Source organism: Stappia sp., from assembly GCF_048261845.1.
Lineage (GTDB): Bacteria > Pseudomonadota > Alphaproteobacteria > Rhizobiales > Stappiaceae > Stappia.
On sequence record NZ_JBLXFR010000014.1, the window covers coordinates 50,244 to 65,424 of the forward strand.

Below are 15,181 nucleotides of genomic sequence, written 5' to 3' on the forward strand. Positions count from 1 at the left end.
GGGACTACGTGCTGTAACGGACCTGAAATATGCAACGGGACCATGCGACGGAACCATGCGACGGTGCCGGCAGGGGCGGGAAAGAGGTTTCATGAGCGACAGGACCGCAATGCCGGCGCGTGCCGGAGAAATACAGCTGGCAAGGGATCTGGCGGCTCTTGCCGCGGATGCCGGGATCGTTTTCATCGGCCATGTCGAGACACCCTGGAAGGTGCGGCGAGAGTGTCCGCGCAACGGCCGCCAAAGCCGCGAGATCTGCCGGGTGGTGCTGAAGCCGGACTATCTTGAGGGGTTGAAGTCGGTCGAGACCTGCAGCCATCTCATTCTGCTCTACTGGATGCACGAAGCGCGCCGGGACCTTGTCGTTCAGGCACCCTCCTTCGCCAGCAGGACGCATGGCTGCTTCGCGCTGCGCTCGCCTGTTCGGCCGAACCCGGTTTCGCTGTCCGTCGTCGAACGGCTGGACATGACCGGCGACGGTTTCCTGGCGCGCGGTCTCGATTGCCTCGATGGCACGCCGCTGGTCGATATCAAGCCGTATTTCGCTACCACCGACAGCATTCCAGGTGCCGAGGTGGGCTGGGACAAGGCGTGACTCCGGCACTGGCCATGGTTCGGGCCTTTCTACCTCATCACCCATTGGCGTGGGGGGCGGCAGGAGGCGCGAGACGCTGAAAGGTTTGTTCACGAAAAGAGACCTAATCGCGCTTCCAGTCTCGACATATCTTCGGTTTCACAGAACGGCGCCCCTGCGCCCCCCTATCCGGAGAATGTCATGAGCAAGTCCCTGACCGTCCTGAATGTGGAATCTTCCGCCCGCCGCGACGGCTCCGTCACCCGCCGGCTTGCCGATCGGGTCATCGCCAGCCTTGGCGAGGCAAACGCATCCGTTGTCACCATCACCCGCGATGTCGCGGCCGGCCTTCCGGTTGTCGACGAAGCCTGGGTCGGCGCCAATTTCACCGATCCTTCCGCGCGCTCGCCCGAGCAGAAGGCGCGTCTTGCCTTGTCCGACACGCTGGTCGCCGAACTGAAGGCGGCGGATGTGCTGGTGCTCGGCGTTCCGGTCTACAATTTCGGCATTCCGGCGGCCCTCAAGGCCTGGATCGACCTCGTCGCCCGTGCCCGCGAGACTTTCCGCTATAGCGAAGCGGGGCCGGTGGGCCTGCTGACCGGCAAGAGGGCGATCATCGTGCTTGCCTCGGGCGGCACCCGGATCGGCTCCGAGATCGATTTCGCGTCGGGCTATCTGAAGCACGTGCTTGGCTTCATCGGCATCACCGACGTCTCGGTGGTTGCCGCAGACCAGCTGATGGCGGCCGGCGAGACCCGCGTCCACGAGGCCGAGCAACTGGCGGATGCGACCGCCAACCGGCTGATCGCCGCCTGAGGCGCCCGAGCCACGGGTCGGATTCAAAAAGCCCGGGCGGATTGCGCCCGGGCTTTCGTGTTGATGTTTCCCGGCCCGGCATCAGCGGGGCCGGGAGATTGGCCTGCCGTCGTGTTCGCGCGATCAGGACTGATTGTCACCATGCCGATATCGCAGCGAACGATATTTCGAAAACCGTGTCCGAGATTGTTCTTGTTGTTTGGAAGGCGGCTCGAATCTACGCAGGAGCCGCCTTGTGGCGCCGGGCTGCCGGCACCTGTTGTTCGGTCCTAGATCGCGCCAACCACAATGGCTGCGACGAAGACGAATGCCGCGCATACGGCGAAGAGATTCATATTGCGGACAAGTGTCATTTCATGGCCTCCCGCAGTCTCTCGATACGTGAACAATAAGTTACCGGGCCAAGCCGGCAAAGCGAAAAAGATGCTGCGTTGCGTTGTGGCCGCGAAACGGTTTTGCGGTCCTGTCAGGATTTGCAGTGGAGCGGGGGGAATTGCAGGCAGCCAATCTCGCTGTGATTGCCGATATGGCGCGGGTCTGGCCGCAGGGGAAGACGATGCGCGAACAAGTTGTTGTGCGATGCAATATCCAGCCTTCGCGGATTTTCAGGATGAGGTTTCGAAAAGGAACGAAAACTCATGTACTTACGACGTTGATGGCGGAAAACAGCGGTTTGCACGGGCGGATTAACGTGAGGGAAACCGGTTCTATCTATGTTTTTTGCAGATGAACGAGAAGGGTCCAGGATGAACGCTGTGCAACTTGCGAAGTTGGCGCGCCAAGGCTCGGCGGAAAGCTCGGGCGAACTGGTGACGGCGCTGACCGACCTTTTCCTGCGTGCCGGCGACGACGAGCGCGACCGCGTCAGCCTGATTTTCGGCGACGTCGTCCTGCGGGTGCTCGACAAGCTTCAGGTCGATGCCCGGGCCGGGATGTCGGAAAAGATCTGCGTCGAGGCGGGTGCGCCGAAGGATCTGTTGAAGGCGCTTGCCGCCGACGAGGATGTGGGCGTCGCGAAACCGGTTCTCGAGCGCAACAGGACGCTCGGCGACGACGACCTCGCGGAGGTCGCGGGCACCGTGTCGAATGCGCATCTGTCGCTGATCTGCAAGCGCCGAGGCCTCAAGCCCGTTCTCACCCGCGTCATTGCCCAGCGTGGCGATCCCGCCATCCTGTGCGAGATGCTGGGCAATCGCGGCGCGGCGATCGGTGCAGACAGTTTCGATCTCCTGGTCGCCCGGGCGCGCAAGGACAGTGACCTGCAGAATGCGCTTTGCGAACGCGAGGACCTGCCCGAGGCCGCCGCCCAGCGTCTCGTGCCGTTCCTGTCCAAGGAGCAGGCACAACGGATTCGCGACCTCAACGCCAACCCGACGCTGGTCAAGGCCATCGCCGAGCGGACGAAGCACGAGGTCGAGATCCAGCTGCGCGAGTTCCAGGGCGCCAAGTCGAAGACGGCAACACTCATCGAAGGGGCGATTGACGGATCGGTGCCGATAGACGGCGCTGTCGGAGCTTTCGCCGACAAGGAGCGCGCCTTCGATCTCGGTCAGCTTCTTGCCCGAAAGGTCGGCTGGCCGGAAAACGTCGTCGTGCCGCTGGTTTATCGCGAAGACGAGCAGCCGTTGTTCTTCCTGTGCCGGTTGAGCGGCGTCTCGGACGAGGCCTACATGAAGATCGCGCGCATGCGCGGCAAGCGGATGCGGCTGTCATCGGCCGCGGCAAGCGAATCCGCGCGGAAATACGCAGCCCTTCCGCTCGAGGAGGCGGTCGCCTCGTTCAAGGCGATGGCGAAGAAGCTGAAGCTTCCGGTCGCGCCGCCGAGCAGCTGACCGCAAGGACCAGCGATCACTCGCGCTCCCTTGAAACGCCGGGACAGTCCGCCTTCCGCTCACGCGCCACTCAGGCGTCTGTCCGCGCGGTGAGCAGCTGTTCCAGCCACAGCGCGGCCTGCAGCGTCGCCCGGTCGCGGCCGCAGGCCCCGACAAGCTGGATGCCGAGCGGCAGGCCGGCCGCGTTGCGCAGGCCGGGCACGTTGACCGCCGGCGCGCCCATCAGCGTCCAGACCCGGTTGAAGACGGACGAGCCGGTCGAGGCCAGTCCGGCAGGGGCAGCGCCCGGTGCCGATGGCATCATCAGCACATCGACCTGTGACAGAAGGTCCGCATGGGCCCGGCGCGCCTGCGCGGCGATCTCTTGCGCCGCGTCGTAGGCGTCGGCGCTGATCGCAGCCCCGTCCACGAGTGTCTCGCGCAGCACCGGGCTCAGCATCCCGCCTGCCTTGTCGACCTCGGCGGCGAGCGCGCGCGTTGCCTCGTAGTCCTGGATCACCTGGTGGGCGGCGAAGGCCTCCCGGAATACCGGCGGCAGCGATATGCTCTGCACGGAAGCACCGGCACGCTCCGCGAGCGCGCGGGCGCTGTCCAGCGCGGCGAGCATGTCGTCATCGGCCTGGGCCCAGGGCTGGGGTTCGATAAGCCCGATCCTGGGCGGCGACGGCACCATCGTGTCGACCCGCCAGTCGCGGCCGGCAAGGATGCCGGCGCCGAAGGCGACATCCGCGACTCCCTTTCCGAACAGGCCGAGCGTGTCGAGTGACCAGGAGAAGATCTTCACACCAATCGTGGGCAGGTACCCGAAGGTGGGCTTGAAGCCGGCGATGCCGCAAAACGAGGCCGGCCTGACGACCGAGCCACCGGTCTGGGTGCCGAGAGCCAGGGGAAAGAAACCCGCGGCAATGCCTGCGGCGGAGCCGGACGAGGATCCTCCCGGAGTATGATCGGGGTTGACCGGGTTTCTCGTCGGACCGGGCTTAAAGAAGGCAAATTCCGTCGTCACGGTCTTGCCGATAATGGCCGCGCCGGCGCGGCGCGCCAGAGCGACGATAGCCGCATCGACGGCCGGTTGGTGGCCCTCATGGATCGGTGATCCGTAGGCGGACGGCCTGTCTCCGGTGTCGATGTTGTCCTTGACGGCAAGGGGCAGTCCCATCAGCGGGCCTTTGGCCCTGTGAGCGGCCTGATGCGCCGTCTCGACATCATGCGAGACGAACGCGCGAATTTCGGGCTCCCGGGCTTCGATCCGCTCCGCGATCTCGCGGTAGATGTCGTCGAGACGAATGGTTCCGGCATCCAGCGCTTTGACAAGTTCGAGGGCAGACAGCATGGGTTTCTCCAGGTCGCGGGACCGTGAGTTTGCCAGTAAATGCCGGTGATTCAAGTGGTTTCGCCCTCTTTGCGGCCGCATGAGGACGATCTGGCGATGAATGCAATCCTGTCGCGAGGAAGCGGGTTGCTGCAACGAAAGAGACCGGCACGCAGGCGTGCCGGTCTCCTGGAGTGTGGTTCGGGACAAGGGATCAGCGGCAGACGCGCTGTTCCCCGGAATAGGTGGTGTAGGTGCCGGTCCGCGGATTGAAGCTGCGGTACTTCTCGGCACAGTAGCGATACCACTCGCCCGAATAGGGCGCGGGATAGGCATCATACTCGACCACCGGTGCGGCCGGACGGTAACCGGCGTTGCGGTCGGCAGGGTCGAAATACTCGACGCCGTTGCCATAGTGACGGGGGTAGCGCGGATCGTAGATGATCTCGGGCTCCGCTCGCGGGGCGCTCAGCGCGCCTCCGATCATGGCACCGGCGGCAAGGCCGATGACGCCAAGAGCGACCGCCGCGCCGACATCATTGCCGCCGCGATGATTGCCGCGATGACCGCCGTGGTGGCCACCACGATTGCCACGATGGCGGAACGTCTTGTGCTGCCCACCGTTGTTGCCCCATTTGCGGTGACCGTCACGGGCCTCGGCGACGGAAACTGCCGCCGGCAGGGCCATCGCGCTGGCCAGGGCAACTGCGAGAACGCGAGAGGTGAAACGCTTGAAAGCCATGGGTAGGTTCCCTTCAGGGCTGCGAGAATGCTTCAGTGTCACGACCATGCCACGACCAGCTTGAACCATGTCTGAGATGCCCGTTCATCTGGCGTTCAGGTTGAAGTCCTCGCGCGGCCGCGGGGAAATCCCTAGCGGCAGAACCGGTAGCGGCCCGAATAGGCCAGGAAATACCCGGTGTCGGGATTGAAGCTGCGGTACTTGCGGGCGCAGTAACTGTACCATCCAGGTGTCCAGGGCGGATGGCGACCGCGATAGACACGGCGAACCGGCGGGTCGATATACCGGGGGGCGCCAAGCGCCTGACCGAGAATGGCACCGGTCGCAAGACCGATAACCGCCGCCGCGCCGTTGCCGCCATAGCCGAAATAGACGCCGCTGCGACGATAGGGACGGTACCGGCGATGATGCCTGTAGCGCCAGTCCCTGTGACCCCAGTGAGGGGGGCGGTAGTGTCTGTGGCGATACTGGTGCCGACGACCGCCGACATAGACCGGGGAGATGCCGGGGAGAGCGGGGCGGATATGGTCGGCCGCTGCCGCTGTGGGGGTTGCCATGTTTGCCGCCAGCGCCAGGGCGGTCGCAAGCGTGCCACCAAGAATCCAGCGGGTGAATTTGTGCTGCATGAGGCCAGGTACCCATTTCATCGGGGTTCCTCCTTCCGGGCCGATTGACAGTCACCCTTAACCACTGCCTCCAATGTGGCGAGAGGATGACTTGCCGGTCGCGGTGGACGGCGCGAGCGCGTTGCAAAGCACGCCGAGGCAGGGCAAAAGTCGGTGCAGCCACGCACCAGATGCGCAAGCCAGAATCACGATGACCTGACAGTGCCGAGGTGCTCCATGGCTGTATCCGACCGCTCCACGACAGATGGTCCCGAGGCGGACCCCGCCCCGGCAGACCGCCCCCAGACGATCCGGCCGACGGATGACGAGGCCCGTGACCTCGCCCGGAAGCTGGTGCGGACAGCCCGCTACGGAGGGCTTGGCGTTCTCGACCCGCAAGACGGCTCGCCCTTCGTCTCGCGCGTTGCGCTGGCGACCGAGATGGACGGCACCCCGGTGATGCTGGTCTCGACCTTGTCGCAGCACACCCAGGCCCTGGCGCTTGACCGGCGCTGCTCGCTTCTCGTCGGAGAGCCGGGCAAGGGCGATCCGCTTGCCCATCCGCGCCTGAGCATCGTTGCCGAGGCGGAGAAGGTGGAGGCTGACGACCCGGCCCATGCCGATATCCGTCGCCGCTACCTGATGCGCCATCCCAAGGCCAGGCTCTATGTCGATTTCGGGGATTTCGCCTTCTATCGGGTGCGACCGGTACGGGCGAGCCTGAATGGCGGTTTCGGCAAGGCCTATCTGCTGTCGACGGCGGACCTTCTGGTCGAGAGCGCCGCTATCGAGGGGCTCGCGGCGATGGAAGCGGGTGCGATTGCACATATGCATGAGGACCATCTCGACGCCGTGCGGTTGTATGCGGAGAAGCTGGCCAGGGCAGGTGAGGGATCCTGGCTGTTGTCCTCGTTCGATCCGCAGGGGCTTGATTTCGTCGATGGCGACAAGGTCGCCCGGCTTGCCTTCGAACCGCCGCTGGAAAGCGCGGCTGAACTGCGTCCGCGACTGGTCGCCCTTGCGAAACAGGCAAGGGGTGTTGAATGATCGCCATCGCATGGATTTGAACCGCCCGGGATTCGCCGGGCCGAACCGGGAAGAGGGTGCCGGACGGGGATGGCCGAGATCTTGAACGCCGACAGCGGGGCCGGATGGGCGGCCACTCTCCCGAGCCGGGGACGGTCCCTGATGCGGCTGCTTGCCGGCCTGATTGCCGTCGCGGCGCTACTCGGCGCGGGACCGGCTGCCGCCTATCGGCTGGAGTCCTTCAAGGACCGGCTTTTCGACTATCCGGGGCTGCTGGCCGGAAAGCCTGACGATGCCTTCGTCATTGTCGACTACGACAAGCGCCGCGACATCCACCGGCGGGACAAGGTGTGGGAGCGCGAGGTCTTCGGCGAATACGTCTCGATGAAACCGAGCGGCAGCCAGGAAGACCTCACCCTGCAGGCGAACGGACGAACGATCACCTACATGCGCGTTGGCGAGCCGCGTGGCGCCAAGGCCGTGGTGATCTATGTCCACGGCCAGGGCGGAAACCGCTTCCAAGGCATGAACGATGTCAGTTTCGGCGGTAATTTCAACCGCATCAAGAACCTGATGGTGCGCAATTCCGGGCTTTACATCACGCTAGACGTGAAGGACTTCAAGGAGCGGGGGGCGGCCGACATCAAGGCGCTGATGCAGCACTACACGCAGCGTTCGCCGGGCGCGCGGGTCTATCTCGCCTGCGGCTCGATGGGCGGCTTCCTGTGCTGGCGGCTGGCACAGGACAGCGGCGCGGCGCGGATGATGGGCGGCATGCTGCTGATGGGGTCGACTTGGGACGAGGGGTTCTTCTCCAGTGCGACCTTCCGGGCGGCCTCGCTGCCGATCTATTTCGGCCACGGCAGTTGGGACGAGGTCTATGACTGGAAGCGGCAGGCGAAATTCTTCGAGCGGCTGAAGGCGCGCGCGCCGAAATATCCGGCGCGTTTCACCTTGTTCGAGACAGGCACCCACGGTACCCCGATCCGGATGACCGACTGGCGGCTGATCCTCAACTGGATGTTTGCCGCAACCGGCAGATAGGCGCTCCCGCCCCTGTTTTCGCTTCGGCGACGGGAGCGGCGGGCCATGCGGCATATCGGGAGGCATGAAATGGTCGCGATCACCTCCGTCTACGCCGCATTGTTCGCGGTGCTTTTTCTGATCCTCAGCGCGCGCGTGGCACGCACCCGGGCAAAGACGCTGACCGCCCTCGGCGATGGCGGCGATCCGGTGCTGTTGCGGCGTATCCGCGTCCAGGGAAATTGCGCGGAATACGGGCCCCTGGCATTGCTGCTGATGGGGCTGGCGGAAATCCAGGGTGCGCCCGGCCTGCTCGTCCATGCGCTGGGCGCGATGCTGCTTGGCGGGCGGCTCCTGCATGCCTACGGGGTCTCGCAGGTCGATGAGCTGATCCGGTTCAGGGTCTGCGGGATGACGCTGACATTCTTCTCCATCGGCTTCGGCGCACTGACGCTGCTTTGGCTGGCCTTCGGCTGACACCAAAACCGCCCCGGGCGGGGCGGTTTCCGATGTCGTCGTGAAACGCCGGAGAGGCCTACTCGGTGCCCTGAATGGCCGCGAGCATCCATTCGTCGCCCTTCCGGCGGCGGAAGGTCCACAGTTCGGTGCTTTCCTGGGGTTCGTCCAAACTGCCTGAAAGAACCTGGCCCGAGTTACGGTCGAGCACGGCGTCGAGGGCGGAGAAGCGCATGGCGACCGTTGCATAGTCGTCATTGCCTTCGCTCCAGGCTTCGGACAGGTCGCCCTGCAGAAGCTTCACGTCCGAGACGCTGTTGCGCTTGCCCGCAGAAGCGAGTTCGCCAAGCTCCTCGGCGAGGAAGGACATGGCCTCGGGTGTCGCCAGACGGCGCAGCGCGGCGTAGTCTTCGCGGCCGTAGGCGTCCTGCACCTCGCCAAGCATCTGCTCGAAGCGGTTGAAGTCGGCTCCTTCCGGCTCGAACGGCGTTTCCATGACCGGAGCCTGAAACGAGGCGGCGGCGTCGGCGCTGCCGCCGCCATTGCCGCCGAAGCTGAACGGCGTGCGTGTCGTGTCCCCGGCGTTGCCGCCGAAATCCGGACGGGCCCCGCCGGCCGCCACGGCTGCCGGCTGCGGGCGCCGGGCACCGAAGAAGCGCATCGCCAGGACGACGAGGAAGCCGATCAGGGCCACCTGCAGGATCAGGCCGATGAAGCCGGCAAAGCCGCCGAGGCCACCGCCGAAGAGCATGCCGAGCAGACCACCCATCAGCAGGCCGCCAAGAAGGGCACCGCCCATGCCGCCGAAAAGGCCGCGTGAGGGCTGTGCTGCCTGCTGCTGCCTGGCAGCTGCACCGGGTGCTGCCTGCTGGCCCTGCGCGGGCTGCGGCGTCATCGTGCGCTGGACCGGCGAGGCGGTGCCGGGGGCGGTGTTGGTCGGGGCGGGAGCGGAAAAGGTGCGGGCGCCACGGCTGCCGAAGCCGCTGCCGCCGGCCCGGCGGGCCTCGGCAAAATCGACGACGGCAAAAAGCGCCGCGATTCCGAGGGCAATGGCGGCTGTCGTCTTGCGCATCCGGCGGGCGGCAGCTTGCATCAGGGATCTCCTCCACGAGGTTCAGGTCGAGAACAACGCCGGTCATATGGGAGGCCGACGGGCGCATTACCAGCGCGAAGGGAGCTTCTTTCCCCTTGTTTGCGCAAGAAAAAGGGCGATGCCGTCGGCACCGCCCTTTTCCGTTCAGTCCCGGCAGGCTTGCTCAGTCGTCGCAGCGCAAGCCGGTCGACGGGGTCACTTCCAGATCACGTCGTTGTTGCGGACGGTGATGGTGGTCATGTTGCAGTAGTCGATGTCGGTGTCGACATAGGTGCCGTCGGTGAACTCGATGCGCGTGCGCACCGTGCAGTCGCCTTCGTTGGTGCCGAAGTCCATTTCGAAGGTTTCTCCCGGCACGATGATTTCGTCCAGCCAGTTGCCACTCCACGTCCCGTTTTCCTGGGTGCGGAAGGTGGTGACATTGGCGGTCGAGCGGTTCTCGAGGTTGAAAAGCCACTCGGTCGCCTGGGCTCCTTCAGGGGCGGAGGCAGCGACGGCGGACAGGGCGAGGAATGCGGCAAACACCAGCTTGTGCTTCATCTGAAGACCTCAGGAAAAGGCGCGGCCCAATCGCCGGCGCGAGACATTACAGCCGCGCCTCAAACCTGAGAAGCCGGATTATTTTTCCCCGTTCACGCCTTGCCCCAGCCGCCCGCCGTGGGGGTGATGACGGTGACCGCCTCGCCCGCTTTCAGCACCGTCTGGTCGCAACCGGCCAGTTCCTCGCTTGTGCCGTCGAGACGGCGCACCAGCGTCCTGCCGAGTTGCCCGTCCTCGCCCCCTTCCATGCCTTTCGGCGCGATGGTCCGGTGCGAGGAAAGGATGGCCAGTTCCATTTCCTCAAGGAAGCGAATGGTGCGCTTCGTGCCGTTGCCGGCCGACCACTTGCCCTTGCCGCCCGAGCCCTCGCGGATATGGAAATCCTCGAGCAGGACGGGGTAGCGGAACTCGAGCACTTCCGGATCGGTCAGGCGCGAGTTGGTCATGTGCACGTGAACGCCGTCGGTGCCGTTGAAACCGGGACCGGCGGGTGAGCCTGAGCACAGCGTCTCGTAATACTGGTAGGTGTCGTTGCCGAAGGTCAGGTTGTTCATCGACCCCTGGCTGTTGGCCATCGCCTTCAGCGCACCGAACAGGGCGTTGGTGACGTGCTGACTGGTTTCGACGTTGCCGGCGACGACGGCCGCCGGATAGGTCGGCTTCAGCATGCAGCCGTCGGGGATGACGATGTGGATCGGCCGCAGGCAGCCGGCATTCATCGGGATGTCGCCTTCGACCATGACGCGGAAACAGTAGAGGACTGCCGCGCGGGTCACCGGCTCGGGCGCGTTGAAGTTGTTGGGCTTCACTTCGCTGGTGCCGGTGAAATCGACGGTCGCCTCGCGCTTCTCCTTGTCGACGGTGATCCTGACGCGGATCACCGAGCCCTGGTCCGTCGGATAGGCGAACTCGCTGTCGCTCAGCGCCTCGATGACCCGGCGCACGCTCTCCTCGGCATTGTCCTGCACGTGGCCCATATAGGCCTGCACCACGTCGAGGCCGAAATGGGCGACCATCTTCCGGAGTTCCTTGACGCCCTTCTCGTTGGCGGCGATCTGCGCCTTCAGGTCGGCGACGTTCTGGACAACGTTGCGCACCGGCCAGGGGTGGTTGGTCAGCACCTCGACAAGGGCCTCCTCGCGGAAACGACCACGATCGACAAGCTTGAGATTGTCGATCAGCACACCTTCCTCGTCGACGGTGGTTGCGCGCGGGGTCATCGAGCCCGGCGCCGAGCCGCCGACATCGGCGTGGTGGCCGCGGCTTGCCGCCCAGAACAGGATCTCCTTGCCGGCGTCGTCGAAGACCGGCGAGACGACGGTGATGTCGGGCAGATGGGTGCCGCCATTGTAGGGGGCGTTCAGCGCGAAGACGTCGCCCGGCGCGATATCGCCGGTGTTCAGCTTGATGACGGTCTCGACCGAGCGGTCCATGGAGCCCAGATGCACCGGCATGTGCGGCGCGTTGGCAACCAGCGCGCCGGAGGCATCGAACACGGCGCAGGAGAAGTCGAGCCGCTCCTTGACGTTGACCGAATAGGCGGTGTTCTGGAGCGTCACGCCCATCTGCTCGGCGATTGACATGAAGAGGTTGTTGAAGACCTCCAGCATCACCGGGTCGGCCCGGGTGCCGATGGCCTCGGCCCGGGCGAGTTTCTCGACCCGTTTCAGCACGACGTGGTCCTTGGCGGTGATCTCGGCCCGCCAGCCCGGCTCGATGACGATGGTCTGGTGCGGCTCGACGATCAGCGCCGGGCCGGTGACGGTGTTGCCGGGCTTGAGGTCCGCGCGGGCGAAGAAGCCGGCCTTGCGCCAGGAACCCTCGGCAAAGATCTCGCCCTTGTCGGCGGGTGTGGCCTCGCCGGAGACCAGCGGCAGGTCGGCCTCGTCGATCCCCGAGCCGCCGCCGACGGATTCCACCTCGAGCGCTTCCACGACGATCGGCTTGTTCTCGTAGACGAAGCCGAACTGGGCGCGGTGCGCCTCGGCAAAGGCATCCGTCATCGCCGGAATGTCGCCCTTGGCATAGGCAACGGCAATCGGCGTGTCGGTGCCCTCGTAGCGCAACAGGGCGCGCGGCAGGTCGCGGATGTCGCCTTCCGGCACGCCCTGGCCGGCGACCTCTGCGCGGGTTTCGCCGCCCAGGCGTGCCGCCAGCGCCTCGAGGTCGGAGAGCATGGACTGCTCCAGTCGCCGCACGACCGCCTGCTGGCGGGTGGCGCGGATATCGGCAAGGCCCATGCCATAGGCGGACAGGATGCCGGAGAGCGGGTGAACGACGACCGTCGTCATGCCGAGGCTGTCGGCGACGGAACAGGCATGCTGGCCGCCGGCGCCGCCAAAGCATGTCAGCGCGTATTCGGTGACGTCATAGCCGCGCTGGACGGAGATCTTCTTGATGGCGTTGGCCATGTTCTCGACGGCGATCTTCAGGAAACCGTCGGCGACCTCGGCCGCTGTGCGGCCATCGCCGATCTCGGCGGCCATCGCCTCGAATTTCGCCACCACCGCGTCGCGGTCGAGCGGCTCGTCGCGGCCGGGGCCGAAGATCTTCGGGAAGAAGGCCGGCTGGAGCTTGCCGACCATGACGTTGGCGTCGGTGACGGCGAGCGGGCCACCGCGACGGTAGCAGGCGGGGCCGGGATTGGCGCCGGCCGAATCCGGGCCGACCTGGAAGCGGCCGTCGCGGTAGTGGAGGATCGAGCCGCCGCCGGCCGCGACCGTGTGGATCATCATCATCGGCGCGCGCATGCGAACGCCGGCGACCTCGGTCTCGAAGGCGCGCTCGTACTCGCCGTTGAAATGCGAGACATCGGTGGAAGTGCCGCCCATGTCGAAGCCGATAACGGCGTCAAAGCCGGCCATCTTCGAGGTCTCCACCGCGCCGACGACACCGCCGGCGGGGCCCGACAGGATCGCGTCCTTGCCCTGGAAGAGATCGGCGGCGGTCAGCCCGCCCGAGGACTGCATGAACATCAGCCGGCAGCCGGTGCCCTCGATCTGCAGCTCCGAGGCAACCTGTTCGACATAGCGGCGCAGGATCGGCGAGAGATAGGCGTCGACGACAGTGGTGTCGCCGCGCCCGACAAGCTTCATCAGTGGCGAGACTTCGTGGCTGACGGAGACCTGCGGGAAGCCGACGCGGCGGGCGAGTTCGGCGACCGCCGCCTCGTGTGTCGGGTAGGCATAGGCATGCATGAAGACGATGGCGACCGAGCGGATGCCACTGTCATAGGCGGCCTTGAGCTCGGCCTCGACGGCGGCGAGTTCCGGTGCCTGCTCAACGGTGCCGTCGGCGCGGATGCGCTCCGCCACCTCGACAACGCGTTCGTAGAGCAGCTCAGGCTTGATGATTTCCTTGGCGAAGATGTCGGGCCGCGCCTGGTAGCCGATCTCGAGGGCGTCGCGGAAACCCTTGGTAATGACGAGCAGCGTGCGGTCGCCCTTGCGCTCGAGCAGCGCGTTGGTGGCGACCGTGGTGCCCATCTTGACGTTGGCGATCTTCTCGGCCGGGATGCGCTCGCCGCTTGCGACGCCCATCAGTTCGCGAATGCCCTGGATGGCGGCGTCGCGATAGGCTTCCGGATTTTCCGACAGGACCTTGTGCGCCTTGATGGAGCCCTCGGGCGTGCGCGCGACAATGTCGGTGAACGTGCCGCCACGGTCGATCCAGAAATCCCACTTGCCCGTCGTCATCTTGCGTTCTCCGCTGGTCTTTTGTTCGCGGCATCGCCTCCGGTGCCACCGTCATCAATATCGCGGTCACGATACCAACAATTTATCGAGAAAATGTCAACGTCATTTTGCGTCATTCCGCAAGGAGCGGCGGCCGGGCGGTTCCGGCCGCCGCGCGGTCACGGCCGGTTGCGCATGTTTTCCGGCAGCCAGGTGGCGAGATCCGGAACGCCAATCAGCAAGAACACCATGGCGACCATGATCGCGAACATCGGCAGGGCCGCCTTGGCGATATAGGTCATCTCGTGCCGGGTCATGCCTTGCAGCACGAACAGGTTGAAGCCGATCGGCGGCGTGATCTGCGCCATCTCGACCACCACGACGATGAAGATGCCGAACCAGATCAGGTCGATGCCCGCGGCGCGCACCATCGGCTCGACCACCGCCATGGTCAGCACCACGGAGGAGATGCCGTCCAGGAAGCAGCCGATGATGATGTAGAAGACGAGCAGGGCCATCAGCAGCTCGAAGCGTGAAAGCTCAAGGCCGCCGATCCACGTCGCCAGCGCCCGCGGCAGGCCGGTGAAGCCCATCGACAATGACAGGAAAGCCGCGCCCGCAAGGATCAGCGCGACCATTGCCGAGGTGCGGGTGGCGCCCATCAGGCTCTCGCCGAAGGTCTTCCAGGTGAGCGAGCCCTGACCGAGCGCCAGTGCCAACGCGCCGACGACGCCGATGGCGGCCGCCTCCGTCGCGGTTGCCAGGCCGACATACATCGACCCGATGACGGCAAGGATGAGCAGGATCACCGGAAGCAGGAAGCGCGAGTTGGCAAGCTTCTCGGTGAAGCTCATCTCGGGCTCGGGCTGCGGATGGTAGTCCTTCGACAGCTTGGCGTAGACGACGATGTAGCCCATGAACATGGCGGCAAGCACCAGCCCCGGCAGGATGCCGGCCATGAACAGCTTGGTGATCGATTCGTTGATGGTCACGCCATAAACGATCAGCGTCAGCGAGGGCGGGATCATCAGGCCAAGGGTCGCGGCGCCGGCAAGCGTGCCGATCACCATCTTCTCGGGGTAGTCGCGCTTGCGCAGCTCCGGCACCGACATCTTGCCGACGGTGGTCAGCGTCGCGGCGGAGGAGCCGGAGACTGCGGCGAAGACCGTGCAGCCGACCACATTGGTGTGCAGCAGGCCGCCGGGAAGCTTTGCCATCCACGGCGACAGGCCGCGGAACATGTCTTCCGACAGGCGTGTCCTGTAGAGGATTTCTCCCATCCAGATGAACAGCGGCAGGGCCGTCAGTGTCCAGGAGGAAGAGGCGGCCCAGATCACGGTGATCATGGCATCGCCCGCCGGGCGCGAGGTAAAGAGTTCCATGCCGACGAAGGCAACGCCAAGCAGGGCAAGGCCCACCCACACGCCACTGCCGAGCAGCAGGAACAGAACGAAGAGGAAGAGGACGATCGGAGCGAAGGTTTCCATG

Annotated in this window: 13 protein-coding genes; 6 read left to right on the forward strand and 7 right to left on the reverse strand. The window is 65.3% G+C overall.

Features of this window, described 5'->3' with window-relative positions:
* Positions 1-91 precede the first annotated feature (91 nt).
* The 3 genes from tsaA (at position 92) to ACN0T5_RS08290 (ending at position 3,222) form a co-directional block, all read left to right on the forward strand.
* Positions 92-595 carry a tRNA (N6-threonylcarbamoyladenosine(37)-N6)-methyltransferase TrmO gene (gene tsaA, locus ACN0T5_RS08280; RefSeq protein WP_417768148.1) on the forward strand — a complete coding sequence of 168 codons (504 nt, stop codon included), beginning with the start codon at positions 92-94 and terminating at the stop codon, positions 593-595.
* A gap of 180 nt (positions 596-775) precedes the next feature.
* Positions 776-1,390 carry an FMN-dependent NADH-azoreductase gene (locus ACN0T5_RS08285; RefSeq protein WP_417768149.1) on the forward strand — a complete coding sequence of 205 codons (615 nt, stop codon included), beginning with the start codon at positions 776-778 and terminating at the stop codon, positions 1,388-1,390.
* Between the two features lie 746 nt (positions 1,391-2,136).
* A complete protein-coding gene (locus ACN0T5_RS08290) occupies positions 2,137-3,222 on the forward strand; it encodes a DUF2336 domain-containing protein (RefSeq protein WP_417768150.1) in 1,086 nt (361 codons plus the stop codon).
* Between the two features lie 70 nt (positions 3,223-3,292).
* Here ACN0T5_RS08290 and ACN0T5_RS08295 read toward each other — a convergent pair whose 3' ends face one another.
* From ACN0T5_RS08295 to ACN0T5_RS08305, 3 genes are all read right to left on the reverse strand, one after another.
* On the reverse strand, positions 3,293-4,555 hold the full coding sequence (locus ACN0T5_RS08295) for an amidase (RefSeq protein WP_417768151.1): 1,263 nt from the start codon (positions 4,553-4,555) through the stop codon (positions 3,293-3,295).
* 193 nt (positions 4,556-4,748) lie between these two features.
* Positions 4,749-5,276: a BA14K family protein gene (locus ACN0T5_RS08300; RefSeq protein ID WP_417768152.1), complete on the reverse strand. Its 528-nt coding sequence runs from the start codon at positions 5,274-5,276 to the stop codon at positions 4,749-4,751.
* Positions 5,277-5,407: 131 nt separating this feature from the next.
* Positions 5,408-5,923 (reverse strand): BA14K family protein, encoded by a 516-nt coding sequence (locus tag ACN0T5_RS08305; RefSeq protein ID WP_417768153.1) that lies wholly within the window; start codon positions 5,921-5,923, stop codon positions 5,408-5,410.
* Between the two features lie 195 nt (positions 5,924-6,118).
* Between ACN0T5_RS08305 and ACN0T5_RS08310 the strand changes: the two genes are divergently transcribed.
* From ACN0T5_RS08310 to ACN0T5_RS08320, 3 genes are all read left to right on the forward strand, one after another.
* Positions 6,119-6,928, forward strand: a complete 810-nt coding sequence (locus ACN0T5_RS08310; protein ID WP_417768154.1) for a HugZ family protein — start codon at positions 6,119-6,121, stop codon at positions 6,926-6,928.
* Between the two features lie 141 nt (positions 6,929-7,069).
* Positions 7,070-7,951, forward strand: coding sequence for an alpha/beta hydrolase (locus tag ACN0T5_RS08315; RefSeq protein ID WP_417768155.1), 882 nt, complete (start codon positions 7,070-7,072; stop codon positions 7,949-7,951).
* 69 nt (positions 7,952-8,020) lie between these two features.
* A complete protein-coding gene (locus ACN0T5_RS08320) occupies positions 8,021-8,407 on the forward strand; it encodes an MAPEG family protein (protein WP_417768156.1) in 387 nt (128 codons plus the stop codon).
* 58 nt (positions 8,408-8,465) lie between these two features.
* Here the strand turns inward: ACN0T5_RS08320 and ACN0T5_RS08325 are convergent, their stop codons facing one another.
* From ACN0T5_RS08325 to ACN0T5_RS08340, 4 genes are all read right to left on the reverse strand, one after another.
* On the reverse strand, positions 8,466-9,479 hold the full coding sequence (locus ACN0T5_RS08325) for a Tim44 domain-containing protein (protein WP_417768157.1): 1,014 nt from the start codon (positions 9,477-9,479) through the stop codon (positions 8,466-8,468).
* 195 nt (positions 9,480-9,674) lie between these two features.
* A complete protein-coding gene (locus ACN0T5_RS08330; RefSeq protein WP_417768158.1) occupies positions 9,675-10,019 on the reverse strand; it encodes a hypothetical protein in 345 nt (114 codons plus the stop codon).
* A gap of 92 nt (positions 10,020-10,111) precedes the next feature.
* Entirely contained in the window at positions 10,112-13,714 is a 3,603-nt protein-coding gene (locus tag ACN0T5_RS08335; protein ID WP_417768159.1) for a hydantoinase B/oxoprolinase family protein, read from the reverse strand.
* Positions 13,715-13,872: 158 nt separating this feature from the next.
* Entirely contained in the window at positions 13,873-15,180 is a 1,308-nt protein-coding gene (locus tag ACN0T5_RS08340) for a TRAP transporter large permease (RefSeq protein ID WP_417768160.1), read from the reverse strand.
* Between the last annotated feature and the right edge of the window lies 1 nt (position 15,181).

Bases quoted from the DNA above. Each gene is read 5' to 3' on its own strand.
- ACN0T5_RS08340 (WP_417768160.1), bottom strand. From the start codon at position 15,180: ATGGAAACCTTCGCTCCGATCGTCCTCTTCCTCTTCGTTCTGTTCCTG.
- ACN0T5_RS08290 (WP_417768150.1), top strand. From the start codon at position 2,137: ATGAACGCTGTGCAACTTGCGAAGTTGGCGCGCCAAGGCTCGGCGGAA.
- ACN0T5_RS08315 (WP_417768155.1), top strand. From the start codon at position 7,070: ATGCGGCTGCTTGCCGGCCTGATTGCCGTCGCGGCGCTACTCGGCGCG.
- ACN0T5_RS08310 (WP_417768154.1), top strand. From the start codon at position 6,119: ATGGCTGTATCCGACCGCTCCACGACAGATGGTCCCGAGGCGGACCCC.
- ACN0T5_RS08300 (WP_417768152.1), bottom strand. From the start codon at position 5,276: ATGGCTTTCAAGCGTTTCACCTCTCGCGTTCTCGCAGTTGCCCTGGCC.
- ACN0T5_RS08320 (WP_417768156.1), top strand. From the start codon at position 8,021: ATGGTCGCGATCACCTCCGTCTACGCCGCATTGTTCGCGGTGCTTTTT.
- ACN0T5_RS08295 (WP_417768151.1), bottom strand. From the start codon at position 4,555: ATGCTGTCTGCCCTCGAACTTGTCAAAGCGCTGGATGCCGGAACCATT.
- ACN0T5_RS08330 (WP_417768158.1), bottom strand. From the start codon at position 10,019: ATGAAGCACAAGCTGGTGTTTGCCGCATTCCTCGCCCTGTCCGCCGTC.
- ACN0T5_RS08285 (WP_417768149.1), top strand. From the start codon at position 776: ATGAGCAAGTCCCTGACCGTCCTGAATGTGGAATCTTCCGCCCGCCGC.
- ACN0T5_RS08305 (WP_417768153.1), bottom strand. From the start codon at position 5,923: ATGAAATGGGTACCTGGCCTCATGCAGCACAAATTCACCCGCTGGATT.
- tsaA (WP_417768148.1), top strand. From the start codon at position 92: ATGAGCGACAGGACCGCAATGCCGGCGCGTGCCGGAGAAATACAGCTG.
- ACN0T5_RS08335 (WP_417768159.1), bottom strand. From the start codon at position 13,714: ATGACGACGGGCAAGTGGGATTTCTGGATCGACCGTGGCGGCACGTTC.
- ACN0T5_RS08325 (WP_417768157.1), bottom strand. From the start codon at position 9,479: ATGCAAGCTGCCGCCCGCCGGATGCGCAAGACGACAGCCGCCATTGCC.